At 68.7% G+C, this 25,250-nt stretch carries 25 protein-coding genes; 8 read left to right on the forward strand and 17 right to left on the reverse strand.

Annotated elements, in window-relative coordinates:
- Window positions 1–11 precede the first annotated feature (11 nt).
- From FB475_RS21280 to FB475_RS21290, 3 genes are all read right to left on the reverse strand, one after another.
- Window positions 12–1,235, reverse strand: coding sequence for a response regulator (locus tag FB475_RS21280; protein WP_141858329.1), 1,224 nt, complete (start codon window positions 1,233–1,235; stop codon window positions 12–14).
- 157 nt (window positions 1,236–1,392) lie between these two features.
- A complete protein-coding gene (locus tag FB475_RS21285) occupies window positions 1,393–2,346 on the reverse strand; it encodes a dihydrodipicolinate synthase family protein (protein ID WP_141858330.1) in 954 nt (317 codons plus the stop codon).
- Window positions 2,347–2,356: 10 nt separating this feature from the next.
- Window positions 2,357–3,478 (reverse strand): mandelate racemase/muconate lactonizing enzyme family protein, encoded by a 1,122-nt coding sequence (locus FB475_RS21290; RefSeq protein ID WP_141858331.1) that lies wholly within the window; start codon window positions 3,476–3,478, stop codon window positions 2,357–2,359.
- A 91-nt stretch (window positions 3,479–3,569) separates the two neighbouring features.
- Here FB475_RS21290 and FB475_RS21295 point away from each other — a divergent pair, with 91 nt between their 5' ends.
- Genes FB475_RS21295 through FB475_RS21305 form a run of 3 tightly spaced genes read left to right on the forward strand, consistent with a single transcriptional unit; the run spans window position 3,570 to window position 5,207 of the window.
- A complete protein-coding gene (locus FB475_RS21295) occupies window positions 3,570–4,535 on the forward strand; it encodes an LLM class flavin-dependent oxidoreductase (protein ID WP_141858332.1) in 966 nt (321 codons plus the stop codon).
- Window positions 4,536–4,563: 28 nt separating this feature from the next.
- The gene (locus FB475_RS21300) at window positions 4,564–4,794 is read left to right on the forward strand and encodes a CopG family transcriptional regulator (protein ID WP_141858333.1); all 231 of its coding nucleotides are present in this window, start codon (window positions 4,564–4,566) and stop codon (window positions 4,792–4,794) included.
- Window positions 4,791–5,207: a PIN domain-containing protein gene (locus tag FB475_RS21305; protein WP_202878465.1), complete on the forward strand. Its 417-nt coding sequence runs from the start codon at window positions 4,791–4,793 to the stop codon at window positions 5,205–5,207. Before FB475_RS21300 ends, FB475_RS21305 begins: the two co-directional genes overlap by 4 nt.
- A 14-nt stretch (window positions 5,208–5,221) precedes the next feature.
- Here FB475_RS21305 and FB475_RS21310 read toward each other — a convergent pair whose 3' ends face one another.
- The 8 genes from FB475_RS21310 to FB475_RS21345 all read right to left on the reverse strand — a co-directional run bounded on the left by FB475_RS21310 (window position 5,222) and on the right by FB475_RS21345 (window position 13,951).
- The gene (locus FB475_RS21310) at window positions 5,222–6,094 is read right to left on the reverse strand and encodes a carbohydrate ABC transporter permease (RefSeq protein ID WP_141858334.1); all 873 of its coding nucleotides are present in this window, start codon (window positions 6,092–6,094) and stop codon (window positions 5,222–5,224) included.
- Window positions 6,094–7,041, reverse strand: a complete 948-nt coding sequence (locus FB475_RS21315) for a carbohydrate ABC transporter permease (protein WP_238332324.1) — start codon at window positions 7,039–7,041, stop codon at window positions 6,094–6,096. Before FB475_RS21315 ends, FB475_RS21310 begins: the two co-directional genes overlap by 1 nt.
- Complete coding sequence (locus tag FB475_RS21320; RefSeq protein ID WP_141858335.1) at window positions 7,038–8,303, reverse strand: sugar ABC transporter substrate-binding protein; 1,266 nt, start codon at window positions 8,301–8,303, stop codon at window positions 7,038–7,040. Before FB475_RS21320 ends, FB475_RS21315 begins: the two co-directional genes overlap by 4 nt.
- A gap of 94 nt (window positions 8,304–8,397) precedes the next feature.
- Window positions 8,398–10,416, reverse strand: a complete 2,019-nt coding sequence (locus FB475_RS21325; protein WP_141858336.1) for a hypothetical protein — start codon at window positions 10,414–10,416, stop codon at window positions 8,398–8,400.
- 128 nt (window positions 10,417–10,544) lie between these two features.
- Window positions 10,545–11,105 carry a hypothetical protein gene (locus FB475_RS21330; RefSeq protein WP_141858337.1) on the reverse strand — a complete coding sequence of 187 codons (561 nt, stop codon included), beginning with the start codon at window positions 11,103–11,105 and terminating at the stop codon, window positions 10,545–10,547.
- Between the two features lies 1 nt (window position 11,106).
- Window positions 11,107–12,258, reverse strand: coding sequence for an L-histidine N(alpha)-methyltransferase (locus FB475_RS21335; RefSeq protein WP_141858338.1), 1,152 nt, complete (start codon window positions 12,256–12,258; stop codon window positions 11,107–11,109).
- A 57-nt stretch (window positions 12,259–12,315) separates the two neighbouring features.
- Complete coding sequence (locus FB475_RS21340) at window positions 12,316–12,516, reverse strand: cold-shock protein (protein WP_141858339.1); 201 nt, start codon at window positions 12,514–12,516, stop codon at window positions 12,316–12,318.
- A gap of 55 nt (window positions 12,517–12,571) precedes the next feature.
- Entirely contained in the window at window positions 12,572–13,951 is a 1,380-nt protein-coding gene (locus FB475_RS21345) for an MFS transporter (protein ID WP_141858340.1), read from the reverse strand.
- A gap of 45 nt (window positions 13,952–13,996) precedes the next feature.
- On the opposite strand from FB475_RS21345, the gene FB475_RS21350 reads away from it, so the two are divergent.
- Window positions 13,997–14,614 (forward strand): CGNR zinc finger domain-containing protein, encoded by a 618-nt coding sequence (locus FB475_RS21350; protein WP_185759383.1) that lies wholly within the window; start codon window positions 13,997–13,999, stop codon window positions 14,612–14,614.
- Here the strand turns inward: FB475_RS21350 and FB475_RS21355 are convergent.
- The 3 genes from FB475_RS21355 to FB475_RS21365 all read right to left on the reverse strand — a co-directional run bounded on the left by FB475_RS21355 (window position 14,575) and on the right by FB475_RS21365 (window position 17,428).
- Window positions 14,575–15,711 (reverse strand): Cmx/CmrA family chloramphenicol efflux MFS transporter, encoded by a 1,137-nt coding sequence (locus FB475_RS21355; protein ID WP_141858342.1) that lies wholly within the window; start codon window positions 15,709–15,711, stop codon window positions 14,575–14,577. The two genes, FB475_RS21350 and FB475_RS21355, sit on opposite strands and share 40 nt — an antisense overlap.
- A gap of 197 nt (window positions 15,712–15,908) precedes the next feature.
- Complete coding sequence (locus FB475_RS21360; protein ID WP_141858343.1) at window positions 15,909–16,097, reverse strand: hypothetical protein; 189 nt, start codon at window positions 16,095–16,097, stop codon at window positions 15,909–15,911.
- Complete coding sequence (locus FB475_RS21365; RefSeq protein WP_141858344.1) at window positions 16,094–17,428, reverse strand: PspC domain-containing protein; 1,335 nt, start codon at window positions 17,426–17,428, stop codon at window positions 16,094–16,096. Before FB475_RS21365 ends, FB475_RS21360 begins: the two co-directional genes overlap by 4 nt.
- A gap of 181 nt (window positions 17,429–17,609) precedes the next feature.
- Between FB475_RS21365 and FB475_RS21370 the strand changes: the two genes are divergently transcribed.
- The 4 genes from FB475_RS21370 (at window position 17,610) to FB475_RS21385 (ending at window position 22,193) form a co-directional block, all read left to right on the forward strand.
- Window positions 17,610–19,130, forward strand: coding sequence for an ATP-binding protein (locus tag FB475_RS21370; RefSeq protein ID WP_141858345.1), 1,521 nt, complete (start codon window positions 17,610–17,612; stop codon window positions 19,128–19,130).
- Window positions 19,127–19,765, forward strand: coding sequence for a response regulator (locus FB475_RS21375; RefSeq protein WP_141858346.1), 639 nt, complete (start codon window positions 19,127–19,129; stop codon window positions 19,763–19,765). The genes FB475_RS21370 and FB475_RS21375 overlap by 4 nt, the downstream gene beginning before the upstream one ends.
- A 31-nt stretch (window positions 19,766–19,796) precedes the next feature.
- The gene (locus FB475_RS21380) at window positions 19,797–20,789 is read left to right on the forward strand and encodes an ABC transporter permease (RefSeq protein WP_141858347.1); all 993 of its coding nucleotides are present in this window, start codon (window positions 19,797–19,799) and stop codon (window positions 20,787–20,789) included.
- Window positions 20,790–20,870: 81 nt separating this feature from the next.
- Window positions 20,871–22,193 carry a C1 family peptidase gene (locus tag FB475_RS21385; protein WP_141858348.1) on the forward strand — a complete coding sequence of 441 codons (1,323 nt, stop codon included), beginning with the start codon at window positions 20,871–20,873 and terminating at the stop codon, window positions 22,191–22,193.
- A gap of 99 nt (window positions 22,194–22,292) precedes the next feature.
- Here the strand turns inward: FB475_RS21385 and FB475_RS21390 are convergent, their stop codons facing one another.
- The 3 genes from FB475_RS21390 to FB475_RS21400 are packed head-to-tail and all read right to left on the reverse strand — an operon-like array spanning window position 22,293 to window position 25,219.
- On the reverse strand, window positions 22,293–23,078 hold the full coding sequence (locus FB475_RS21390; protein ID WP_141858349.1) for a type 1 glutamine amidotransferase: 786 nt from the start codon (window positions 23,076–23,078) through the stop codon (window positions 22,293–22,295).
- A complete protein-coding gene (locus FB475_RS21395; RefSeq protein ID WP_141858350.1) occupies window positions 23,078–24,433 on the reverse strand; it encodes a MurT ligase domain-containing protein in 1,356 nt (451 codons plus the stop codon). Before FB475_RS21395 ends, FB475_RS21390 begins: the two co-directional genes overlap by 1 nt.
- A 60-nt stretch (window positions 24,434–24,493) precedes the next feature.
- The gene (locus FB475_RS21400; RefSeq protein ID WP_141858351.1) at window positions 24,494–25,219 is read right to left on the reverse strand and encodes an alpha/beta fold hydrolase; all 726 of its coding nucleotides are present in this window, start codon (window positions 25,217–25,219) and stop codon (window positions 24,494–24,496) included.
- Window positions 25,220–25,250: the final 31 nt, after the last annotated feature.

A 25,250-nucleotide genomic window follows, 5' to 3' on the forward strand; every position in this document is an offset into this window, starting at 1 on the left:
CCACTCCGTAGCTACAGCCTGATCAGGTAGATCGTGGGTGGGCGGCCGGTGCGGCCGTGTTGTTGGGTGCCGGTGGGGGCGGCCAGGCCTGCTCGTTCCAGGCGTTTGAGGACCCGGCGGGCGGTGCGGAGCTGGACGGCGAGGTGGTCGGCGACGTCCTGGGTGGTGAGGCCGTCGGGAAGGGCGGCGGTGAGTTCGCGCATGCGGGCGAGGGTTTGGGTGTTGAGGCCGACCCGGCGCGCCAACAAAGGAAGGCTTTCGGGGCCGCGCATGCTCACGGGCTGCTCGCCGCTGGGTTCGATGACGATCTCGACGTCGTCCGACATCGACACGACCCCAGCAACGGAGCCGATCGATGCGGCGCGGCTCACCGCGCGGCGGGCGAGGGCTTCGGCTTCCGCCGCCGTACGGCCGACACCGAAGCCGACGTACGCCGTGCTGTGCCGCGACGCGAGATGATCCAGCAACGGCATCCGCGTGAACTGCTCCGTGGCCTGCTCGAGCAGACCGCGGGTCGTGACGACCAGATGACGCCCGTCCGGCAACGCGGCCAGGCTGCCGCCGAGCGTGATGAGATCCGCCGCGAGCGCGTCGTCCGGCTCGGGGAGGTCGACGATGCCGAGCGCGACCTGCGCATCGCCGACGTGCTGCCCGGTCGTGGTCAGTACGAGCGCCTGCAGCGTCGAGCGGATCGAGTACCGCGACGGCGCGAGCCGCACCGAGGGCATCTCGTTCTCGATCAGGTGGTACGCCGACCCGAGGCAGGTGATCGCCACCTTCGTGTCGTGCTTGTCGTGCGCGCTCCGGTGGAACGCGACGATGTCGTCGGAGGTCAGCCCCGGCCGGTACGGCAGTACGTGGATCCGATCCGTCGGCAGTTTCGCCTCGATCAGCGTCTCGAGTACTTCGGACCGCCGCAGCGTGTCGATCGAGAACTGGGTGACGTTGTGCCCGAGCCGGAGCAGTTCGACCAGTGCGCGCAGCAGCGTCGCCCCGTCGTACGAGACGTACATCGCCGGCCGATCGATCGCGCCGGCCTCGGTCGCGATCGTGTACGGGACGACACCGGTGAACAGGAACGCGTCCACGTCACCGTGTGCCTGGCGGACCAGGTCGACCGCTTCGGTCTCGTGCCGGTACGGGAGCGGGACGAGCGTCGTACCGTTGGGGCCGCCGACCGCGGTCACCCGCTGAACCAGATCTTCGGGCCCGACCACCCCGACCGCGAGCGCCATCAGCGCACCTCCCGACGACTTATGGTCCGGCCCTCAAGTCCCCTCACGACGCAGAATAGCGCAGCTAAGCCCCGGGGCTTGACGTACCGGTCGCGCTCTCCTAGTTTCGGTCAAGACCACATTTAGCGTGGTGGAGCGTCGGAGGGAGCGCGCCACCTCACTTCCCGTGGAGTTCCTCCAGGCAGCGGATCACCAGTTCACGCTCGCCCGGAGGCAGTTCCGGCCCGTACGGATCGTGCGCGGCCGCCGCCGGTACCAGCCCTTCCCACTCGGCCGCCCAGAGCATCCGCTGGACGTACCCCTCGATCGGCGCGTAGAACGTCGCCGCCGCGAACCGGTCGAGCCGCTCCGACGCGGCCGGGAACTCCGAGTGCGCACTCGCTGTCCACGCCCGCAGTACGGCGGCCGACAGCTCGACCTGGGCGGACGCGATCCCGACCAGCGCGGTGTCGGCGCCCCACAGGAACGACGGGCCGTACATCCGGTCCTCGCCGGTGATCAGCAGCTTCCCGGTACCGCGGCCGGCCCAGATCGCGTCCTGGCAGCCGATCGCCCGGTCCAGCGTCGCGGTCTTGACGCCGAGCATGGCGTCCAGCGACAGCAGATCCCGGATCAGCGAAGGCGGGTACGGGTACCCGCCGGCCTCGCCGTGCAGGTAGAAACCGACCAGTGGCAGCCCGCTCTCCGCGGCCACCCGCTCGTGCAGCGCGACCGCCTGCGCGTGCCCGTCCTCCAGTTCGCCGAGCGCCGCCAACGGGTAGACCATCACCGCATCGGCCCCGCCCGCCGCCGCGGCCCGCGCCATCTCGACCGTTGCCTCCGCGGCCTCTTCCAATCCTCGTGCGTCGGCGGACTTCGGTACGCCGACCCCGGCCACGATCGGTAGGTCGGTAGCCGCCCGCCACGTCTCGAGCACCTTCACCCGGTCGCCGGGCGACAGGTACAGCCCGCGGCCGGTGTGCGCCCAGACGGCGACCCCGCCGATCGCGTGCTTCGTCAGCGTCACGGCGTACGCGGACAGGGCGTCGTACGAAACCACGCCGTCGGAGTTCATCGGGGTGATGACCGCGGGGAGCAGCGTGCCGCGGAGCCGTTCTACGAGCGGATGCATCAGCTACCTTTCACAGGTCGTGGCCGAGACCGGGCCGCTTCGGTACGTCGATCCAGCCGTCGCAATCGGCGAAAACGGTCGGGGCCAGCGGGTCCTCGTCGACCATCAGCGGGCCCACCAGGTCGGCCGCGACGGTCGCACCCGGAACGGCGGCGGCCAGGTGAACGGCCGCCAGCGTGGCCACGCCCAGCTCCGGCATCGAGCCTACCTTCACGGCGAGCCCGGCGGCCTCGGCGACCGCGGCGATCTGCAACGCCCGGTGCAGGCCGCCGACCTTCAGGATCTTGATGTTCAGTACGTCGGCGGCACCGCGGCGGGCGATCTCCAGCGCGTCGTGCAGCGAATGCATGCTCTCGTCGACCATCACCCGGACGTCGAGGCGGTCGCGGAGGCGGACGAGTCCGGTCAGGTCCCAGCGCGGCAGCGGCTGCTCGAGCAACGTGAGGCCCGCCGCGCTCATCCGGGCGAGGTACGGGAGCGCGGTCGTGGCGTCGTACCCCTCGTTGGCGTCCAGGCACAGCTCGGCGTCGGCGGGGATCGCGGCGCGGACCGCGCGGACCAGTTCGAGGTCCTTCGCGGGGTCCTGACCGCCCTTGACCTTCAGGTGCCGGAACCCACGGGCGGCGTACTCCGCGGCCTCGGCCGCCATCTCGTCGAGCGTTCCGAGGCCGACGACCCAGGTGGTCTCCACCCGATCGCGGACGCTGCCGCCGAGCAGGGCGTGCACGGGCCAGCCGCTGAGCCGTCCCGCGAGGTCGAAGAGCGCGATGTCCAGCCCGGACTTCGCGACCTGCTGGCCGCGCAGTACGGCGTCCATCACCACGTGCGCGCCGGCCCGGTCGAGCGGGTCGCGACCGACCAGGGCCGGCGCCAGATGCTCCTCGATCGCGGCCTGGACCCCGGCCAGCGTCTCACCGGTGTACGCCGTCATCGGGGACGTCTCGCCGATCCCGACCGCGCCGTCCGCGGTGTGCACCTCGACGACCAGGCTGATCAGCTCGGTGCTGACCCCGCTGCTGATCCGGAACGGCCGACGGTACCGCGCGCTCACCACCCGGGTCTTGACCGCGCTGATCGGCGCCGCCACCGCTGTCCGGTCCGGCAACTCGGCCGGTTCTGCTGCAAGACTCATGACCGGCTCCTAGCGTTCTGGGCGGAAAGCATTTACGGTCAAGACCGTAAATAGCCCGAGCGCTCCCTGTCAACGGAAGGTGGCACCCCCGATGCGGCTGGGTCTGTATCTGAACCTCTACGGCACCCCGGACGAGCGCCCGCGGCTCGCGGACGCCGTCGAACAGGCGAAGCTGGCCGAGCAGGCCGGGTTCGAGTGGGTCGTGCTCGGCGAACGGCACCTGCACCGGCCGGGGTACCACGAGATCCTCACATCGATGACCTGGCTGGCCGCGCACACCTCGCGGATCGGGATTGCGACGGCGGGGATCGTGGCGCCGCTGTACGACCCGGTGCTGCTGGCGGAGACGCTGGCGCATATCGACGTACTGTCCGGTGGGCGGCTGACTGCTGGGTTCGTGCTCGGGTACCGGCCGGAGGAGTTCGCGCTGTACGGCGCGACGCAGGCGGAGCGGGTCGCGCGGTTCGAGGAGGGGCTGGAGATCCTCACCCGGCTGTGGACGTCCGACGAGGTGACGTACGACGGGAAGTTCACGTCGATCGCCGAGGCCTACCTGTCGCCACGACCGTTGCAGTCGCCGCGCCCGCGGTTGTGGAACGGCGGCCGGGTGTCCGCCGTACTGGAACGCACCGCGCGGATGTGCGACGGCTGGACGAGCTCCTTCAACGAACTGGACGCCGACCTACCGTCGAAGATCTCCGAATACCTGTCGTATCCGCTGGGCCCGTCGTCGCTGGGCCACGAGGTCATCCTGTGCCGCGAAGGCTACTGCGCCGACACGTCCCAGGCGGCCCGCGCGGCGTTGGAGCAACCCCTGCGCGACCTGTACGACGCCTACACCGGCTGGAAACGGACGTCGACAGACGCCTCCCGCTACACCCAAGGCTGGGACGACATCACCGCCCGCAGCATCATCGGTTCCAAGTCCCAATGCGCCGACCGCCTGGCCCACTACACAGAACTAGGAGCCGACGGCATCGTCCTCCGCATCCAACCCCCCGGGATGACCCAATCCGACGCCCTCAGGTCCATCGAGGCTTTCGGAGAGATGTTGTAGATTGTCCTACTTGAAGTAGGATAGCAGTATGAGTACTCCGGCCGGGATTGAGAAGCACTCCGTCACGATGCCTGCGGCAACCTCCGAGGGTGTACGCGCCCGCGTCGGTGCCCGCGGGTTCTCCGCGTATGTCGCCGGAGCCGTAGCGCGCCAGTTGGAGCGCGACGCCCTGGATGACACCTTGGCTCGGATCGAGGCCGAGCACGGCCCGGTCGACGAGCAAGAGGTAGCAGCGATCATGGGTCGGCTGACCGCGTGATCGTTCGCCCACACTCGATATTGCTCGATTCCGAGGCGCTGTCCGCTCTCGCTGCCGGCGAACGTCGTATGCACGCGTGGGCGACGGTCGCCCGGCGAACGGACTCGATCCTCTATACCTCGACCATCACACTCGCAGAGGTCACGGACGGCACCGCTCGCGACGTTGCGGTACGTCGTACCGCGAAGGCTGTGCGGCTGGAACCGGTCAGCGAGCCGATCGGCTACCAGGCAGGTGCGCTTCGCGCCGGTGCAGCGGCGCGCAGGCGAAAGCCTCGCGACCTGACCGTGGACGCGGTCGTCGCGGCGACCGCACTCATGCTCCCCCCTCCGGTTGTCGTCCTCACCTCCGACCAGAGTGATCTACGGCTCTTGTTGACGGGGACGCCAGTGCTGGTCGAGCAGATCGGCTGACGGGCGCACAAAGCTCAGGCCTTCAGGCCCGACATGGTGATGCTGTCGGTTAGGTAGCGTTGGAGGAGGGCGAAGACGAGGAGGCTGGGGACTACGGTGATGGTGGCGCCGGCCATCAGTTCGTTGATCGGTGGGGATTGGGACTGGAGGGTGGCGAGGCCGACGGTCAGGGTCTGCATCTTGGCGGACTGGCCGATCACCAGCGGCCAGAGGAAGTCGTTCCAGTGCCAGAGGAAGACGAAGATGCCGAGGGTCGCGAGCACCGGGCGGATCAGCGGCATCACGATCATCGTGAAGATCCGCCACTCGCCGGCACCGTCGATCTCGGCCGCCTCGAACAGTTCGTCGGGGAGCTGGGCGATGAACTGGCGCATCAGGAAGACAGCCTGTGAGTTCGCCAAGGTCGGCACGATCAGGCCCCAGTAGCTGTCCACCCAGTTCAGGTTCGAGACCAGGATGTACGACGGGATCAGCGTCGCCTGGAACGGCACCATCAGCGTCGCGAGGAACGCCCAGAACATGATCTCCCGCCCCGGGAACTTCTTCTTCGCGAACGCGTACCCGGCCATCGACGCGAACAGCAGTACGCAGACGACCGACACCAGCGAGTACAGCAGCGAGTTGACCGTCCAGCGCGGGATGTCCGAGCTGGCCAGCACGTGCCGGAAGTTCTCCAGCGTCACCTGGCTCAGGTTCAGCGCGTCCGGGAACGTCCGTCCGCTGTGCGGCGCGAACGCGACCAGCACCATCGCCGCGAACGGCACGATCGTCACGATCGCGGTCAGCGCCAGCAGCGTCGGCAACGTCAGGCGCGCGACCGTACGGCGCCCGGCACCCCGGGATGCGCGGAGCTCGCGGACCGGCGGTCGATCGAGTACCTGGGTCATCAGTCGTCCCTCCCGACGAGCCGGCGCTGGACGAGCGAGACGATCAGCACGATCAGGAACAGCACCAGGCCGATCGCGCTGGCGTAGCCGAAGTCGAAGTACTTGAAACCGCTGTCGTACAGGAAGTACACGAGCGAGTAGCTGGACCGCACCGGCCCGCCGCCGGTCATCACATACATCGCGTCGAAGACCTGGAACGCCCCGATGGTCTCGATCACCAGCACGAAGAACAGCACCGGCCGCAGCTGCGGCAACGTGATGTACCGGAACCGTTGCCAGCTCCCCGCACCGTCGATCATCGCCGCCTCCAGGTACGACTTCGGCACGGACTGCAGGCCCGCGAGCAGGATCAACATCGAGTACCCGAAGCCCTTCCACGCCGACGTCACCGCGATCGACGGGAGCACCGTGCCGGACTGGTTGAGGAAGTCGATCGGACCGATCGACACCAGCCCGAGGACCGCGTTCAGCAGACCGTCCTGCGCGTCGTAGATCCACTTCCAGATCACCGCGGCGAGCACGATGCTGGTCACGTACGGCAGGAAGAACACACCGCGGAAGAACCCGCGCTTCCACACCACCTGCTGCAGCAGTACGGCGGTACCGAGCGACAGCAGCACGGTGAGCGGTACGAAGATCACCGTGTACGTCAGCGTCACCAGCAACGTCTGGTGGAACAGTTGGTCCGAGAACAGTCGCGTGTAGTTGTCGAGTGCAACGAATGTCCATTGGCCGCTGAGCCGGTAGTCGGTCAGGCTGAGGAACAGCGCGCCGAGGGCCGGCAGGAACCTGAACACTCCGAACAGTGCCAGCATCGGCGCGACGAACAGCAGCCCGACCCACGGCCGCCGGAGCGATCCGCGCCGCCCCCAGGACGGCGCGGACCGGCCGGCCACGGGCCCCGCCCGGCCCGTGGCCGTCTCCGGCTGCTGCCGGGTCTCGGTCAACGCTGTCTCGACAGCAGGTCGTCGGCTTGCTTCGCCGCGTCGTCCAGCGCCTGCTGCGGCTGCTTCTTCCCGGTCAGCACCGCCTGGATCTCGGTCGCCAGGTACGACATCACCTGGCGCGCGGCCGGATTCGGTTCACCCGGTACTGCGTACTGCAGGGCGTCGGCGAACTTCGCCGCGGTCGGGTTCGCGGCCGCCACCTTGACGTCGGTGCGCGGGCTGTAGAACCCCGACGCCTTGCTCAGGCCCTCGAGTTGCGCGGGCTGGATCATGAACGACAGGAACTTCTTCGCGGCGTCCTTGTTGCCCGACGCGGCGTTCAGCACCAGACCGCCCGGCAGACCGAACCCGACCTGCTTCTTGCCGGTCAGCGGGGCGCCGATCTCGACGTTCCCGTCGCCCCAGGTCTTCGCGACCGCGCCGGCGTCGGCCGGCGTGCTGGTCATCGCCATCGCGACCTGGCCCTTGCCGAACGGCTGGTCGGCGATCACGTTCGCGTTGCTGAGCGCGCTCTTCGGGATCGCACCCTCGTCCCACAGCGTCTTGAGGAAGGTCAACGCCTCGAGGCCGGGCGCCTGGTTGAAGGCGACCGACTTGCCGTCGTCGGCGAACACCTTGCCGCCGGCCTGCCAGAGCAGCGGGTAGAAGTTGAGGTTCAGCGAGGCCTCCGGCGAGGCGGAGTAGTCCAGCGTGGAGAACCCGGCCGCCTTGATCTTCGGCGCGGCGGCCTTGATCTCGTCCCAGGTCTCCGGCGGCTTGCTGATCCCGGCCTTGGTCAGGATCGTCTTGTTGTACATCGTCGTGGTGACGGTGTGGTAGATCGGAGCGCCGTACACCTTGCCGTCGACCGTGAGGCCCGGCAGTGCGGCCGGCAGGAACTTGTCCTTGTCCGGCGCGACCACGTCGTCGACCGGCTCCAGCGAGCCGTTCTTCACGTACTGCGGGATCTGGTCCGGGATCATCAGCAGGACGTCCGGGCCCTTCTTGCCGGAGAACGCGGCCGAGACCTTCTCCTCGCGGTTCGCCCACGGCTGCGCCTCGATCTTGAGGTCGATGCCTGAGTTGGCCGCCTCGAAGTCGGTCTCGACCTTCTTCCAGTACGTGTCGCTGGCTGCCTGGTCGCCGATCACCGGGTACATCCAGAGCGTGATGCTCTTCTTGGAGTCCGACGAGCCGGAGCCGTCGCCGCCGCAGGAACTGAGCGCGACCGCCAGTACCAGCGCCGTGAGTGGTGCCGCGATGCGGCGGACAGTGGATTTCATCGCACCCCCAGGGTGTGTGTCCGGACGTCAGGGCCGGAAAGTATTGCACCGAATAACGGTCAGGACCGAAAGTAGCCGGGGTGAATTTCGGCTGTCAACGGCTGATATCAATCCGGAACAGCTCGGAGCCGCTGGTCATCAGTAGTTGGTGATCCCCGCGGACGCCCAGCCGCCGGTGGGCGTGCTCGACGAACAGCGTCGGAACCGACTTCGTTCCCGGCGCGATCCGGTAGATCTTGTTCAGGTCGATACTCACGTACACCGCCTCCGGGGTGGCGACGATATCGCCGCTGGAGGTGGTCGTGCCGAGCGTGAAGGACCGCTTCAGCTTGCCGTTGCCCGGCGCGAGCGCGAACACCGTCTTGCCGGCCACGCCCCAGAGCAGGCCGTCCGGTCCGATCGTCACCGACGAGACCGTCGCCGCGCCTGGCACCGGCACGGTTTCCCACAGCTTCTTCTTGCCCGTCACGTCCCACGCGAACACTGTGCCTGCTGAACGGGTCGGCGGAGTGGTCGTCAGGCCACCGGCGATCGACGTTCCGCCGTACACGATGCCGCACTGGGCGGTGAGGCCGTAGACGGACTCGTCCTGGACCACATTGCGGTACTTCTCCGAAACGCCGGTTGCCGGGTCGTAGATCACCAGCGCGCCGCCGAGCCGGTCGCCGTCGGGGACGGTGCCGACGGCGATCTTGCCGTCCACCTCGGCCAGCGCCCGGGCCCGGGTCTGGAAAATGTCCGGTTTCAGGTTCAGCAGCTGCTTCGGGTTGTCCGGGGTGCCGGGCGGTCCGGGGGAGTACTCCGGGCTGCTCCAGGTCTGCGTCGGCTCGTAGGAGTAGAGCCGGGCCTCCGGGTACGCGCCGACGTACACCGTGCCGTCGGACGCCTCCATCAGCGCCTCGACCTGGGAGAACCGGTTGAACTTCGCTTCGCCCGTCGACGGGTTGACGACCGAGACGCCGCCGTTCAGGAAGCCTCCGGCGTAGATGTTGTCCTTGCCCCCGGCCACCGACAGGATCTCGATCGGCTCCCGGCGGACCTTGGTCTGGAAGATCTCCGACTTGCCGGTCTGCGGGTTGTACCGGAACTCCTCGCCGCGCCAGAGCGTGCCGACCACGCTGGTCCCCGGGTAGTCGGGCAGGTTCAGGTCGGCGTACCCGATCGAGCGGGCGTTCTGGATCCGGCCGGTGAACATCAGACCAGTGCCGGTCAGCATCTTCGTTGCCGGGTCGTACCTCTTCAGCTCGCTGCTCTGGATCAGGTAGATCCCGCCGTCCGCGCCGATCGGCGAGATGTCCAGGCCGTGCTCGTTCGGGATCGTGTCGACCCAGGTCCGGGACGCGATGTCCCAGACGTACAGCGGCCCGGGGAACGCGGTGCTGACCCGCGCGTACATCCGCCCGCCGCGGACGTTCAGGTCGTAGACGACCTGGTTCTTCGGATCGCCCATCCCGGGCGGTGCCGGGATCTCGGTGACCGCGCCGGTGCTGACGTCGATCTCGGAGAAGTACGCGTCCGGCTCGGAGCCGGTGTACAGCTTGCCGTTGAAGTAGTCGATGCTCTTCACGTAACCCTGGCCGGCCTTGATCGTGCCGTAGTCGCGGATCGCGCCGGTCGCGTGGTCGTACCGGAACACCTTGCCGTGCGGGTACGTCCCGCCGTACACGTTGCCCTGCTCGTCGACGGTGATCCGCAGGATGAACGTCTCGGTGGACAGCGGCCGGCCGAGGTCCTCGGCGGTCGTCGCGCCGGGCTTCAGCCGGTACAGGTGGCCGTTGTTGTAGGTGCCGGCGTAGATCGTGCCATCCGTCGCGGCCGCGACCGCGTAGCTGCCGTCGGCGCCGGGCAGTGCCGTTGACAACAGGCTGTCGCCGGTGGCCGGGTCGATCGCGTTCAGGTACGCCGGACTGCCGCTGGACACGTTCCAGATCGCGGTCTTCCCGTTCGGCCCGGGGGCGACGGTGCCGCCGATCAGCAGTACGTCGGACAGCGGCGTACCGAGCGAGACGAGGGTCGCGGTCGGTGGATTGTGCCCCGCTTGCGCGGGGGTCGCGAGGGTGGTCACGAACAGGGCGGTGAGGGCCAGTGCGAGAAGTGAGCGGACTGATCGCATGCGATTGCCTCCGGGATGCCGTATTTACGGTCCTGTCCGAAAGTGAAGCGCTCGCGGCGCGACGAAGTCAACGGCTCAGCAGAATTTGCAGCTAGTGGCAGCCACCGATGCGGTTGCGGGCCGGGCCGTTAGCTGGACGGAAGCTTGGTCAGGAGCTCCTGGAGCGTCCCACGCGTCGCGGCGAGGTAGCTGTCGTCGCGCTGCAGCGCCCGGCGGAACGCGGCCAGCTCGGCCGGCGAGATCGTGTTCGAGAACGTACTGACTTCGGTCAGGTCGAGGCGCCGGTTGAACAGATGCACGGTGTCCCGCCAGCGGTGCAGCAGCCCGACCAGCTCGGCGTCCTTGTGCAGGCCGAGCGCGCCGGACACCAGCGCCAGGTCCACTGCGGACACGATCAGCCGCGGGTACACCTGCCGGGTGGTCGGCGCGTCCGGTGAGAACCGCGGGTCGTTCAGCAGCCGTGAGTTCTCCTGCAGTTCGTCCTCGACCGATCGCAGTACCTCGGTACGGCGTTCCGCCTCGGACGTCAGCCGCTCCACGAAGATGCCGGTCAGTCCCGCGACGAGCGTCAGCGTGTTCACCGCCGGGTCCAGCCGTGCGTTGCCCGGGCTGATGACCGCGATCACGCCCAGCACGAACGCGGTGCCGAGCAGCCCGTAGGTCACCAGGCTGACGACGGTTCGCTTCATCTCATACGGACCAGATGTCGTCGGCGAGGGTGTGCGTGGCCTCGCCGGCCGCCTCCGGTGCGAGCAGCAACAGCTCCAGGCCGAACGGGTTCGCCCGGCGGGCGTAGCGGAACTGGGACTGGATCGCCTCGATCGGGGTCAGCTTGCAGGCCTCGGTGAGCCGCTTGAGCCGGGCGGTGGAGTACTTCCGGGTGGTGTAGAGCCGGATCGTGTCGCCGACCGGGAGCACCACCTCGGTGTGGTCGGGCAGCTCCATCCGGATCTCTTCGCCGGTGTCGTTGCGCCAGAGGATCTTGACCAGCAGCGCGTCGTCGTCCTCGACCTCGCCGACGAACCGCACCAGTTCGTTGCTGATCTTGAGGTCGGTGTTGTACCGCAGGGCGCTGGTCACGAACTCCGCGAAGGCACGGGTCTGGTGGTACTCGTCCGCGGCCGCGTCGGCGGTCTCCTGGTCGAGTCGCGTCGTACTGGCGACCTCGAGCAGCAGCCGGTCCTGCGGCCGCAGCGCCCGGGTGAGTGTGTCGAGCAGCTCCTCGTCGTTCTCGAAGTTGGCCAGCGTGTTGCCGGTCAGCGTGAACAGGATCGGGTCGTCACCGACCAGCCGGGCCAGCATCTGGCCGAGCTCGTCCATGTTGTCCTCGATCGAGAAGTCGAGCTGCACCGGCAGCACTTGGGACACCGGGAACCGGGCACCGCGGACGGGCTCGAGGGTGCCCATCCGCAGCATCTCCGAGCTCATGTCGACCGGGATGTAATACATGTCCGGGTTGTTGCGGCGCATGTCGCCGAGGATCGTCCGGTCCTTGACGCCGGTGCCGATCCCGAGGCTGACCAGGTGGAAGCCGCCGTTCTGCACCTTCGGCAACAGCTTGCGCCAGTGCCGCAGGAACGACTCGGTGCCGACCTTCATCACCAGGTAGAACGGGTCGTTGGTGGCGTTCGCCCAGGCGATCGTCGGTGCGATACCCCAGTACGAGAAGCCCGACGTGATCCGCTTGCCGTCACCGGTCGCCGAGAACGGCCCGCGCAGATCGGCGGTCAGCGTGGCCAGCTTGTCCGCCTGGTCCTCGCCGACGAGCAGCATCGACCAGGCGAAGTCGTCGTCGGCCAGCGCATGCTCGAGCTTCCGGATCACCGGTACCGGATCGGCCACGTCTCACCCCTCACACGATGAGACGTCAGGTTACCGGTATCCGGACCGGTCCGCCGGTCAGACCGGAGTGACCGCGTCGGCCTCGCGGCCCTTGGGGCCTTCGACGATCTGGAAGTCGACCTGCTGGCCGTCCTCGAGCGTCTTGTACCCGTCGGAGACGATCTTGCTCCAGTGCACGAACACGTCGTCCTGACCCTCGACGGCCAGGAAGCCGTACCCCTTGTCGGCGTTGAACCACTTCACGGTGCCGCGCACCATCGAATCTCCTCGACCACGGGACCCGCTCTACCAGGGCCCCTCGCGGTCCACAAGCCTAACCCAGCTCGCCTCCCGTCCGGATCGACCGCGGTGCGGTGAGCCCGGCGACCGCGCCGGCCACGGCGACCGCGACACCCAGCAGGTAGGCGGTCCGGTACCCGGTCATCGGCCCGCCGGCGGCGACGACCGGTCCGGCGAGGGCCAGACCGAGCGAGGTCCCGAGCTGCGCCGAGGAGTTGAGTACGCCGGCGGCCAAGCCGCGGTCGGCTTGCCGGACGTACGCCGTACCCGCCGTCGTGGATGCCACCGATGCCAGGCCGAGGCCGACGCCCATCACGCCGAAGCCGCTGCTCAGCAGGGCCAGCGGGAGACCTTGGGGTGGGAGCGGGATCAGCAGTAGTACGCCCACCGCGATGCCGAGGAAGCCGATGACGAGCGTTCGTCGTACGCCGAGAACGTGGATCACGCGCGGTCCGAGCAGGGAGCCTCCGATGACCGCGAGGTTGAAGAGCGGGAAGATCAGGCCGGCCAGCGCGGGCGGCAGTCTGAGCGTGTCCTGTACGTACAGGGCGACGGTGACCATCGCGGGGCTGGTCGCACCGGTCACGGCCGCCGCGGTGAGGTTGCCGCCCAGCACGCCCGGCGTCCGGGCGAAGCCGAGCGGAACCAGGGGCTGACGCGACGACCGCTCGATGCGCAGGAAGGTGAGAAGCAGCAGGACGGCGATGGCGAGGGCCGCCCAACCGGTCCAGGCAGACGGATCGCCGGCGACCTTCGACAGGCCGAGCGCTGTCATGCCGATGCCTGCGGTGGCTGTGCAGGCTCCCGGGAGATCGAGGGTCGCAATGCGCGTGGTTGTGCCGTGGCTCGGAAGGCTGCGCAGGCTCCAGAGCAGGGCGACGATGCCGAGCGGGACGTTCACAGCGAACACCCAGCGCCAGCCGGCCACCTGGGTGATCAGGCCGCCCACGAACCAGCCGCTCGCCCCGCCGGCAGCTCCGGCGGCTGTCCACCAGCCCAGCGCGCGGCGCGCGGCGTCCGGGGGCAGCGCGTCGGACAGTGCGGCGAGTGCGGCCGGGGAGAGGAGTGCGGCGCCGGCGCCTTGGAACAGGCGAGCCACGACGAGCGATGCCGGGGACCAGGCGAGCGCGCAGGCCAGTGAGGCGGCGGAGAACAGCCCGAGCCCCCAGCGGAAGACGCGCCGGGAGCCGGCCACGTCCGCTGTGCGACCGCCGAGGACCAGCAGGCCGGCCAGCACGATCGTGTACGCCGTGAACACCCACGGCAGGGTGCCCGCGGCGAAATGCAGGTCCGCGCCGATCCGGGGCAGTGCCGTGGTGACGATCGTCGCGTCGAGCACGACCACGAACTGGGCCACGCAGACGACCGCCCAGCGGCCCGGTCGGGTCGAGGTGTTTCCGGTCAAAGCCGTCATGCTGGAAACAGTGCCCTGGGGCCCGAACTGGTAAACTGCCTTTTGATGGAAACACCTGAACTGCCGGCCGGGATCCGCGAACTGCCCGTCGTCGGTGGAGACCTTGCGCTGGATTTCGCGAACACGGTCGACGACCCACTCGGCCCGGAACGACACGACCACATCGCCGACTACCACGGCCTGCTGTGGTGGTCGCTGCGCGTCGGCATCCTCACCGAACAAGATGCGGACCGCCTGCTCCTACGCGCGGCCCCCCGACGAACAGCACCAGTCCTCCGCCGCGCCCACCAGTTGCGCACGGCAATCAACCTCGCCGCCGGTGCAGTGGCTGACGGCTCTGTGGGGGTTGATGTGCTGCCGGGGTGGGGGGTGTTGCGCGGAGTGGCGGGGGAGGCGCTGGGGGAGTGTGAGTTGGTGCAGCTGCGGCCGGTGTGGGGGTTTGAGGCTGTGGAGTCGCCGTTGTGGCCGGTGGGGTTGGCGGCGTACGAGTTGTTGACCGGTCCGCGGGCGCGCCGGATCAAGCGGTGCGCCGGCTGCCCGTGGCTGTTCCTCGACCAGTCGAAGAACGGCAGCCGGCGCTGGTGCTCGATGGACATCTGCGGCACGGACGAGAAGATGCGCCGCTACGTCGCCCGCCGCGCGGCCAGGCGCACCCACACCTGACCTACGCAGAGTGCGGTGGCGACTAGGGCGGCGCTGACCCATAAGGGGGCTTGGAAGCCTGAGACGGTGATTGCGAGGCCGCCTAGGAGCGGGCCTGTGGCGGCGCCGGTGTTGAGGGCTGCGGTGGACAGGGCGCCGGTGAGGAGCGGCGACTGGGAGCCTGCGTAGAGGGCGTACGCGATCAGCGTCGAGCCGACCGCGAACGACAGCGCGCCCTGGAGCAGCACGAGGAACACGGACGGTACGACGTACGACGCTGTCAGGGCGAACGCGATCCAGCCGAGCAAGAGGATGCCTCCGGCAACGAAAACGGGGCGGTGGTCGCGGCGGTCGGCGTACCGGCCCGCGACCGTCACGCCCGCGAACGAACCGAGGCCGAAGAGCGCGAGCAGCAGCGGCACCCACCCGGCGCCGAGCCCCGTGACTTCGGTGATTACGGGCGAGAGATACGTGAACGAGCAGAAGGTAGCGCCGTTCACAAGCGCGCCGAGCAGCAGCAGTACGGCGAGCCGCGGCGACACGCGGAACCGGGCGATCGCAGCAGGCCCAGGAGAACGCGACGGGACGGACCGGAGGATCCCGATCAGTGCCGGCAGCGAGATCAGCGCGACCGCCCAGAACGCGGACCGCCAGCCGAGCGAGGCCCCGAGCACCGCACCTGCCGGTACGCCGACGATGCACGCGAGCGTCGTACCGCCGAGCAGGACCGAGGTCGCGCGACCCTTGGCGTCCGGGCGGACCAGGCTGGTCGCGGTGGCCAGTGCGATCGCGAGGAAGCCCGCGTTCGCGAGGGCGGCGAGGATGCGGGTGATGAGCAGTACGGCGAAGCTCGCGGTCAGTGCGCCGACCACGTGGACGGCGAGGAAAACGGTCAGTGTCACGAGCAGGGTCCGGCGCCGCGGCCAGCGGGCGCCGAGGACCGCGATCGCCGGGGCGCCGACGATCATCCCGAGTGCGAACGCCGACGTCAGCCAGCCGGCGGCCGGGATCGAGACGCCCAGGTCCTGGGCGATCTCCGGACCGAGCCCGGAGAGCATGAACTCAGAAGTCGCCTGGGCGAAAACGGCCAGGCCGAGCAGGTACAGCACGAAAGGCATGGAGATACTCCGCAACCATGAGAAGACGGCATGGGTCGTCTCCGGCCGGCTCGACGTGCGAAGCACGGAACCCGCCGGTGGTTACGGTCTGTCCGCCTCCGGGCTGGTCACGGGATGGAGCCTAGGAAACCGGCGTCCGCCGCGTCCACACGATTAACCGCGCTGCGAGGCTCGCTCAATCGCAGTGCGAGGCTGAGTTAGCCGCGGTGCGAGGCCGCCAGGCCCAGCAGACCCGCGGTCACCAGCAAGAGAGCACTGGTGACGCCGAGGTCGTCGGTCTGCAGGACACCGTTGTCGGTGAGCATCCAGATCGTGGCGGCGCCGGTCAGCACGGTACCGGCCACGACACCGGGCACGTCCGGCCTGGTTTTGCGTTGCTGGCTCATCCGCGCTCCACCTTGATGCTGCCGAGTTTGAGGTTCAGGTCCAAGGTGACCTGCTCGCCGGCCTTGCCGTCCGCGCCCAGGTCGTCGAGCGTCAGGTTGGCATTATGGCCGCTGTGGTCGTCGTTGAGGAAGGCAACGTCTCCCATCTCGGTCGACAGCTGACCCTTCACGTCGACGTCCGCGGGCACCTTGACGATCACCTCGCCGACCCCGCCGCGCACCTGCACGGTCGCGCCCGGGTCGAACTTCGCCTTGGTCAGGTCCAGGTGCACCGACCCGGCGTCGAACTGGTACGTCGACCCGGTCGCGGAGATCGTCGTACCGGGCGGCGCCACGTAGTTGGTGTCGGCGAAGTTCCGCGGTACGTCGGTGAAGACCGTACTGACGACCGCACCGGCCGCGAGCAGGATCCCGAGCGGGAGCAGGCCGAGCGTACGGCCGACGAACCCGCCGATCAGCATGCCGGCGCCGAGCGTGGCCAGACCGATCACCAGCATGGTCGCGGTGGACGCGTGCGCCAGCGCGGCGATCCCGATCGCGAGCCCGGTGAGCACGACGACGATCGACTTCACCCCGCGCATGCCCTTCGCGGGTGGTGCGGCGGGCCGGGTGGTGGCCGTCGTACCGGACGGGCCGGCGGGTTCGTCGACGTACAGGCCGAGGGGGTCGTCCTCGGTCCACACAGGCTGGACCGGTTCGACGGTGCGGTCCTGGGGTCGCTGTGTGGCCGAGGACGACGGGCCCGCCGGGGGAGCTGACGGGCCGGTCTGGGGAGATGTGTAAGCAGGGCCGTACGGCTGGGAGGAGTACGGCTGCGTGGTGAACTGCTGGCCGCTCGCCGGAGAAGTGGTGTCCTGCGGCCGAGGTGCTTGCGGTGGCTGCACGGGCTGCTGCGGCTGCTTGTTGTTCTTGCGGTGCTTGGACAGCAGCCAGATCGCCGCCACCACGATCACCGGACCGGGCACGAAGTGACCGAACTTGAACGACGACATGGTCGCGATCCCGGCGAACAGGCAGATCCCGATCACCACCGGCCAGAACCACGGGTGGTCGGTCCGGATCCGGTCGCCGAGCAGGCCTTGGACCGGCGCCCGGTCGCTGCCCTCGTCGGGCATCAGCAGCCAGGCCGCGAGGTAGAAGATGATGCCCGGGCCGCTGATGATCAGCACAGCCATCACCACCCGGACCAGCACGGGGTCGATGTTCAGCGAACGGCCGATGCCGCCGCAGACACCCGCGACCCAACGGTCCGACCTGCTGCGCCGCCAGCTCTGGGGGTTCTGCAGGCGGTCGCGGTCGAACCCGGAGGGTCCACTCTGGTTCTGCTCCATGCCATCGATACTCACACCGGATCCGGCGGCGAACATCGGGGATCCACCCTGATGGGCCCCGGAACGGCAGGAATTCGGGGTTCTCCCCGACCCGACCCTGACCGCGGTGGGCGAGCGTTGAGGAGGCGGCCGGGGACAAGCCTGCTGGTGTCCGGCCTGTCCGCATGTGACGATCGTGGTGATGAGCCAGCCAGCAGCCGCGCCGGCGGGCGGACCCTCCGACAACGGAGCCCCGCCCGAACCCACGCCTGGCCAGAATCAGAGCCAGAACCAGGAGCAGTGGCGCTACAAAGGCTGGGGTCCGCAGGGCCCGGCAGGCCAGTACCAGGGCCCGTACGCCGCCTACGCCGCGCGGATGAGCGCCCAGGCGGGCGTGTCCGGCGGCTACACCGGCCCCTTCAGCAGTTCGTCGTACCAGTCCCCGTTGCCGCGAGAGGACGCGCCGCGACGGGCGTACCGCCGGACCGAAGGACGCGTGATCGCCGGTGTGGCCGGCGGCGTCGCGGACCACCTCGGCGTCTCGGACACCGTCGTACGGCTGGTGCTGATCGCGACCACCGTGTCCGGCGGCTTCGGCGTACTGATCTATGCGGCCCTGTGGTTCCTGATGCCGCTCGCCCCCGAGACCGTGCCCGGCGCGCCCGGCCTTGCGGCGCACACGCGCTCCGGGATGCGGTCCGACGAACCGCCGGCGCCGGTCGCCGAGGCGAAGCAGCGCAAGCGGGAAAAGAGCCGCGGCCAGCTGCCCGCGCTCGTCGCCATCGGCATCGGTGTGCTGATCCTGCTGCAGGTGGCCGGGTTCGGCGTGGCCGGGAAGCTGTTCTGGCCGTTGGTGTTCGCGGCCACCGGTCTGGCGCTGATCTGGCGGCAGGCCGACGAGAGCCAGAAGGACAAGTGGGCGCAGGACATCCGGGTCCCGATCCTCGGTCTGGTGCTCGGCAAGGGCGGCTGGAAGTCGTTGCTCCGGATCGCCGTCGGCCTGGTCCTGATCGGGACCGCGGTGACGCTGTTCCTGGTCCAGAACGGCCGGCTCCAGATGGTCGGCGACGTCCTGATCGCGCTGCTGCTCGCGGTCGTCGGGATCGGCGTCATCGCCGGCCCGTGGGTGCACCGGCTGACCCGCGACCTGAACGCCGAGCGCGCCGAGCGGGTCCGCTCGCAGGAGCGCGCCGACATGGCCGCGCACCTGCACGACTCGGTGCTGCAGACGCTCGCGCTGATCCAGAAGCAGGCCGAGGACCCGAAGGCGGTCGCCCGGCTCGCCCGCTCCCAGGAGCGCGAGCTGCGGTCCTGGCTGTACGACGAGGAGCACGATGCCGACCAGACCGTGGCCGGGGCCGCGAAACAGGCCGCCGCCGAGGTCGAGGACTCGCACGGCGTCCCGATCGAGGTGGTCACGGTCGGCGACTGCGCCCTGACCGAGCAGCTCGCGTCGATGGTCCGGGCCGCCCGGGAGTCGATGGTCAACGCCGCCAAGCACTCCGGAGCGGCGAAGATCGATGTGTTCGTGGAGGTCGACGGTGACCGGGTGGAGATGTTCGTCCGGGACCGCGGCAAGGGCTTCGTGGTGGACGACGTCCCCGACGACCGGCTCGGACTGCGGCACAGTGTGATGGGCAGAATGGAACGGCACGGCGGCCGCGCGACGGTGCGGTCCGATCCGGAGACAGGGACCGAAGTGCGACTGGAGATGGACAGATGAGCAGACGCGTTGTCGTCGTCGACGACCACGACATGTTCCGGGCCGGGGTACGCAGCGAGATCGGCAGCTCGGTCGACATCGTCGGGGAGGGTTCCGATGTCGACACCGCGGTCAAGGCGATCGTCGGTACCGAGCCCGACGTGGTGCTGCTCGACGTACACCTGCCCGGTGGGGGCGGTACCGAGGTGATGAAGCAGGCGCACCAGCGGCACCCGGACATCAAGTTCCTGGCGCTGTCGGTGTCCGACGCGGCCGAGGACGTGATCGGCGTGATCCGGGCCGGCGCCCGCGGGTACGTGACCAAGAACATCTCCGGTACCGAGCTGGTGGACGCGATCAACCGGGTCGCCGAGGGCGACGCGGTGTTCTCGCCGCGGCTGGCCGGCTTCGTGCTGGACGCGTTCTCCGGCGCGATCGACATCGCCTCGGTGGACGAGGACCTCGACCGGCTCTCCCAGCGCGAGCGGGAGGTACTGCGGCTGATCGCCCGCGGGTACGCCTACAAGGAGGTCGCCCGCGAGCTCTTCATCTCGGTGAAGACCGTGGAGACCCATGTGTCGTCCGTACTGCGGAAGCTGCAGCTGTCCAACCGTCACGAACTGACCCGCTGGGCGACCGACCGCCGCCTGGTCTGAGTGCGCCGGGCCGTATGCGACTATTCGGCCCGTGGGGTTCTACATAATCCGTCGGCTCGTGTCGGCGCTGAGCGTCGTACTGGCCACGCTGGTGGCGACGTTCGCGCTGTTCTTCGTCGCGCCGACCGATCCGGCCGGCGCGATCTGCGGCGAGCGCAACTGCACGACCCAGCGGTACCAGGAGATCAAGGCGAACCTGCACCTGGACGAGCCGAAGGTGCAGCAGTTCGCCCGGTTCGTCGAGGGCATCGTCGTCGGACGCGACTTCGAGACCTCGGGGGTGGTGCAGCACTGCAGCGTGCCGTGCCTGGGGTTCTCGTTCAAGAACGACCAGCCGGTGACCGGTCTGCTGATGACCAGGCTGCCCGTGACCGTGTCGCTGGTGCTCGGACAGGCCGCGATCGTACTGACCGTCGGTGTCGCGGCCGGTGCGATGGCGGCGCGACGCCGGGGCACGATGGGCGATCGGATGCTGATGAGCGGCGCGCTGTTGGTGAGCGCGGTGCCCTACTACATCGTCGGCCTGCTCGCAGTGCTGTACCTGACGGTGCTGCACCCGATCCTGCCCCGGGGTGGCTGGACACCACCTACGCACAGTCTGTGGAAATGGTTCGCCGGGCTGGTCGCGCCGTGGGTCGTCCAGGGCCTGTACGGCTGCACGGACTACGCCCGGTTCGCCCGCGGCTCGATGGTGGAGACCCTCAGCGAGGACTACATCCGGACCGCCCGCGCCAAGGGCCTCGCCGACCGTACGGTCACGTACAAGCACGCGTTGCGGGCCGGGCTGATTCCGGTGATCACGATCTTCGGGCTCGACATCGCCGGCAGCCTGTCCGGGGCGATCTTCACCGAGAAGCTGTTCGACCTGCCGGGGCTCGGGATGCTGTCGCTGGACAGCGTCAACAACTACGATCTGCCACTGATCATGGGCACGGTGTTGCTGGCGACGATCTTCCTGGTCGCACTGAATCTGGTCGTCGACGTCACCTACAGCCTGATCGATCCGCGCGTCCGCTTGAGCTGAGTGGCGCGTTTCGGCCAGGGCATGGATTCGCCACACCGTTGCGGCGGTCCGTGCTTGGCGGCTGTTATACCGTCGACTGTTATGGAGCGGAATCTCACAGCCGATCAGCTCGCGCTCTTCGAGAAGGAGTTCGCGTCGAACCCGCAGTACCGGGTGATGCAGAACGCCGTCACGCAGACGCCGGTGAACAGCATCGCCCTCGACCGTCAGGTCCTCACCTCGATCGACCACTCGGTGTCGAACCAGTTGGACGACTGGAAGGTGACGAACCAGAAGAAGAGCGGGCGGTGCTGGATGTTCGCCGGCCTGAACCTGCTCCGGGTCGGCGCGGCCGAGAAGCTCGGGGTCAAGGACTTCGAGTTCTCGCAGAACTACGTGCTGTTCTGGGACAAGTTCGAGCGGGCCAACTTCTTCCTCGAGGCGATCATCGAGACCGCGGACCGCGACGCCGACGACCGGACCGTCGCGCACCTGCTGTCCGACCCGATCGGTGACGGCGGCCAGTGGAACATGTTCATCGCGGTGGTGCGCAAGCACGGCCTGGTGCCGAAGTCGGCGATGCCGGAGAGCGAGAGCTCGTCCGCGACCGCGCAGATGAACGACATCCTGCGCAAGCTGCTCCGCCAGGGCGCGCGCGACCTGCGGGCGCTGGACGGTGAGGAGGCACGCCGCGAGCGCAAGGGCGAGATCCTGACCACCGTGCACCGGGTGCTGAGCATCCACCTCGGTACGCCGCCGCAGAAGTTCCTGTGGCAGTGGAAGGACAGCGACAAGGGCTTCCACCGCGACGGCTGGGTGACGCCGACGGAGTTCGCCGCGGAGTACGTGCAGCTGCCCGTCGACGAGTACGTCTGCCTCGTGCACGACCCGCGCTCGACCAGCCCGGTCGGCAAGACCTTCACCGTCGACTTCCTCGGCAACGTCATCGACGCGCCGCCGGTGGTGTACCTGAACGTCGAGATCGACCTGATGAAGAAGCTCACCCAGGACGCGATCGTCGGCGGCGAGCCGGTCTGGTTCGGCTGCGACGTCGGCAAGCAGATGAACGCCGACCTCGGCTTCTGGGACGCCAAGCTGTACGACTACGGCTCCGTCTACGACACCGAGTTCACGCTGGACAAGGCCGAGCGCCTGGTCCACCACGAGACCCTGATGACGCACGCGATGCTGTTCACCGGCGTGGACGTGGTGGACGGCGAGCCGCGCCGCTGGCGGGTCGAGAACAGCTGGGGCGACGAGAAGGCCGACAACGGCTTCTGGACCATGAACGACTCGTGGTTCGGCGAGCACGTCTTCGAGATCGCCGTCCGCCGCTCCGCCCTGCCGGCCGAGCTCCAGGCGCGCCTCGACGACGCGCCGATCGTGCTGCCCGCCTGGGACCCGATGGGCGCGCTCGCGCACTGAACCAGCTGAATCGACTCAGCCACCTGACGTCCCGGGATCCCGCAGCGGATCCCGGGACGTTGCCTGTCAGCGGCTGCTCACAAGACGCTCACAGGGCGCTCACAGGCCGCGCAGTGTGGCGGTGATCCGGTGCAGACGACGGCGCCGCGGCCGGAGCATCACCCGCCGGCCCTGCGGACGGGCGGCCGCGACGGTCGCCGCGCGGAGTGCGAGTTCGTCGTCGAGCGGCTCGAGTTCGTCGATGCCGTAGCGGCGGCGCAGCGCGCACAGCAGCAGGTGATCGGCGAGGACCGGGTTCTTCGGCAGCGCCGGGCCGTGCAGGTAGGTGCCGATCGTGTTGCCCGTGACGGCGCCTTCGTCGCCGGAAGTGCCATTGTTGCCGAAGCCCTGCAGGACCGTACCCAGCGCAGCTTGCCCGGGGTCCAGGACGGTCCGGCCGGAGTGGTTCTCGAAACCGACCAGCTGCCCGAACGGGCTGTCCACGACGATGTTCCCGATCATCCGCTGTCGCCCGGCGGTGGTGGTCGCGCCGAAGATCCCGAGCCCGGGAAGCCGCCGCCCGGAGTCGTCGAAAAATTCCCGGCCGAACAGCTGGTAGCTGCCGCAGATCAACAGCATCGGGACGCCGTCGGCGGATATCTTGCGCAGCTCGTCGCCACGGGTCAGCAAATCTTCCACATTGATCGACTGGCCGGAATTCTGACCACCGCCGCCGAAAACCAGGTCGATATCCGAGAAATCGAAAGGACAACCCGGTTCGACCGGCAGTACGCCGGCGTGAAAACCGCGCCATTCCAGCCGTTTCGCCAGCGTGATGACATTTCCGAGATCGCCGTAGACGTTCAGGTCCCGGGGATAGAGATGGGCGATGCGCAGCGTCTTCATCAGGCTGCCTCCTTTCGCTGGTGCAGCGCCCGGCGGATCTGCAGCATGGCGGTGTACGTCGGGAGGATGTACGCATCACCACCCGGTGGCAGACCCGACAGCAACCGGGAGATCCCGTCGTCGACGCTGGAGGCGACCGCTGCCTCGGTGCCGGCGTAGTGCAGCCGCAACGCCATCTCGGCGGCCCGGGTCCCGGCCGTGACTACTTCGGGTTGCTGCTGCGACAGAGCCTCGAGCGAGACGTCCCACAACCACGAGACGTCGCGGCCGTCGGCCGGCAGGTCGTTGACCGCGATCAGCACCCGCGGCCGGGCCCGGCCGATCAGGAACGTGTCCACCACCTGCGCGAAGCCGGCCGGATTCTTGATCAGCAGCAACCACAGCGTCCGGCCTGCGACGTCGGTCTTCTCGACCCGTCCGAACGCCGCCTCGGTGGTCCGCACGGCGTGCGCCGTCACCGCGGGATCAATGCCCAGTCCGGTGGCCACACTCACGGCGGCCAAGGCGTTGTAGAGGTTGTAGGTCCCGGACAGCCCGTACCGCAGTTGCCGGAGATCTCCCCCCGCGGAGACGGTGAACTCGGTGCCGTCGAGGTCGGCATGCTGTACGTCGACAACGGCGACATCCGGCCGGGGCCGCTCGAAGTCGCCGTTCGGGCAGCCGTAGTGGCCGAGATGGCTGTAGAAGATCCGGCTGAACCGCAACCGTTCGCCACAGTGCGGGCAACGGTCGGAATCGACGGCCGTCGTCGCGTCGGTCAGCCGTTCCGGCAGTCGCTCGATGCCGAAGTAGCTGACCAGGTCAGGCCTGGCCGCGGCCCCGGCCAGGTTCGCGACGCGGGCGTCGTCGGCATTCAGGTACAGCCGGGCGCTGGTCGCGGCGATACCTTCGGCGATCATCGCCGCGGTGATGTCGAGTTCGCCGTACCGGTCGAGCTGGTCGCGGAAGAGGTTCAGGACGACGATGTGCCGCGGCCGCAGTTCGGCCGCGACCAGGCGCAGGCTGGCCTCGTCGACCTCGAACACGCCGATTGTCGCGTCGATCCGGCCGTGCAGGTCGGCCGCCGAGACCAGTGCGGACACCACGCCGCCGCGCAGGTTCGCACCGGAGGAGTTGGTGAGCACCCGCTCACCACTCTCCCGGAGCGCCTCCGCGATCAGTTTCGTCGCGGTCGTCTTGCCATTGGTCCCGGTGACCAGAATGCAGCCGTTGGGTAATTCTGCGGCCAATTTCCGGGGCAATTCCGGCGCTATTCTTCCGGCGATCACGCCGGGCAGCGTCTGACCGCCCCGGCCGAGTCGGCGACTGAGCGTGGCCGCGGCCCGGGCAACGGTAATCGCAGCTGCTGCACGCATACTTCAATGGTAAGGCCGGGCGTCAATTGGAACTCAGCGTCCGCTAAGCTCAGTAAATACTCAGGAAATAAGTTTCAATGCCTCGGCGGGACGTTCCAGGGTCGGCAGATGCCCGGCCCAGTCCAGATGGATCCGCTCGGCTGCCGGCAGCCGCTCGGCGAGGTAGTCGGCGCTGTCGGTGAAGAACGCGAAGTCGTGTGCGCCGGTGATCAGCCGCACGGCCGGGGTGATCTTTTCCGGTTCGACCGGCCATTCCTCGTTCTCGACCTCACCGGCGGCGAGCTGTACCTCGTACGCGCGCTTCTGCATCGTCCGGAGAAGTTCGCGGGCCTCGTCGTCCGCGTCGGGGCCGATCCAGCGGCGCACCGTCAGGTCGGTCGCGCCGTCGACGTCGCCGGCTTCGAGCAGCTTGTTCTCCTCGGCCCACAGCGCCCGCAGCTCGTCGTCGGGCTGCACGTTGTCGGTCGGCGCGCACAGCAGTACGAGCCGCGAGAACAGCTCCGGCCGCCGGCTCGCCACCTGCTGTACGACGTACCCGCCGTACGACGCCGCGACCGCCGTCACGTCGTGCGTGTGCAGCTCTTCGAGCAGTGCGAGTACGTCGCCCGCGTCGGAGTACTGCGGTACAAGCGGCGTCTCGCCGTACCCGCGGAGGTCGAGTGTGATCACGCGGTACCGGTCCTTCAGCTCCGCCACCTGCCGCGTCCACATCCGCGCGTCGGCCACACCGGCATGGACCAGCAACAGATCCGGGCCGTCCCCGGTCACCTGATGAGAAATCGTCATGGCTGCACCCTCTACGGCGTCAGCCGGGTAG

The organism is Kribbella jejuensis (assembly GCF_006715085.1).
Classification (GTDB): domain Bacteria; phylum Actinomycetota; class Actinomycetes; order Propionibacteriales; family Kribbellaceae; genus Kribbella; species Kribbella jejuensis.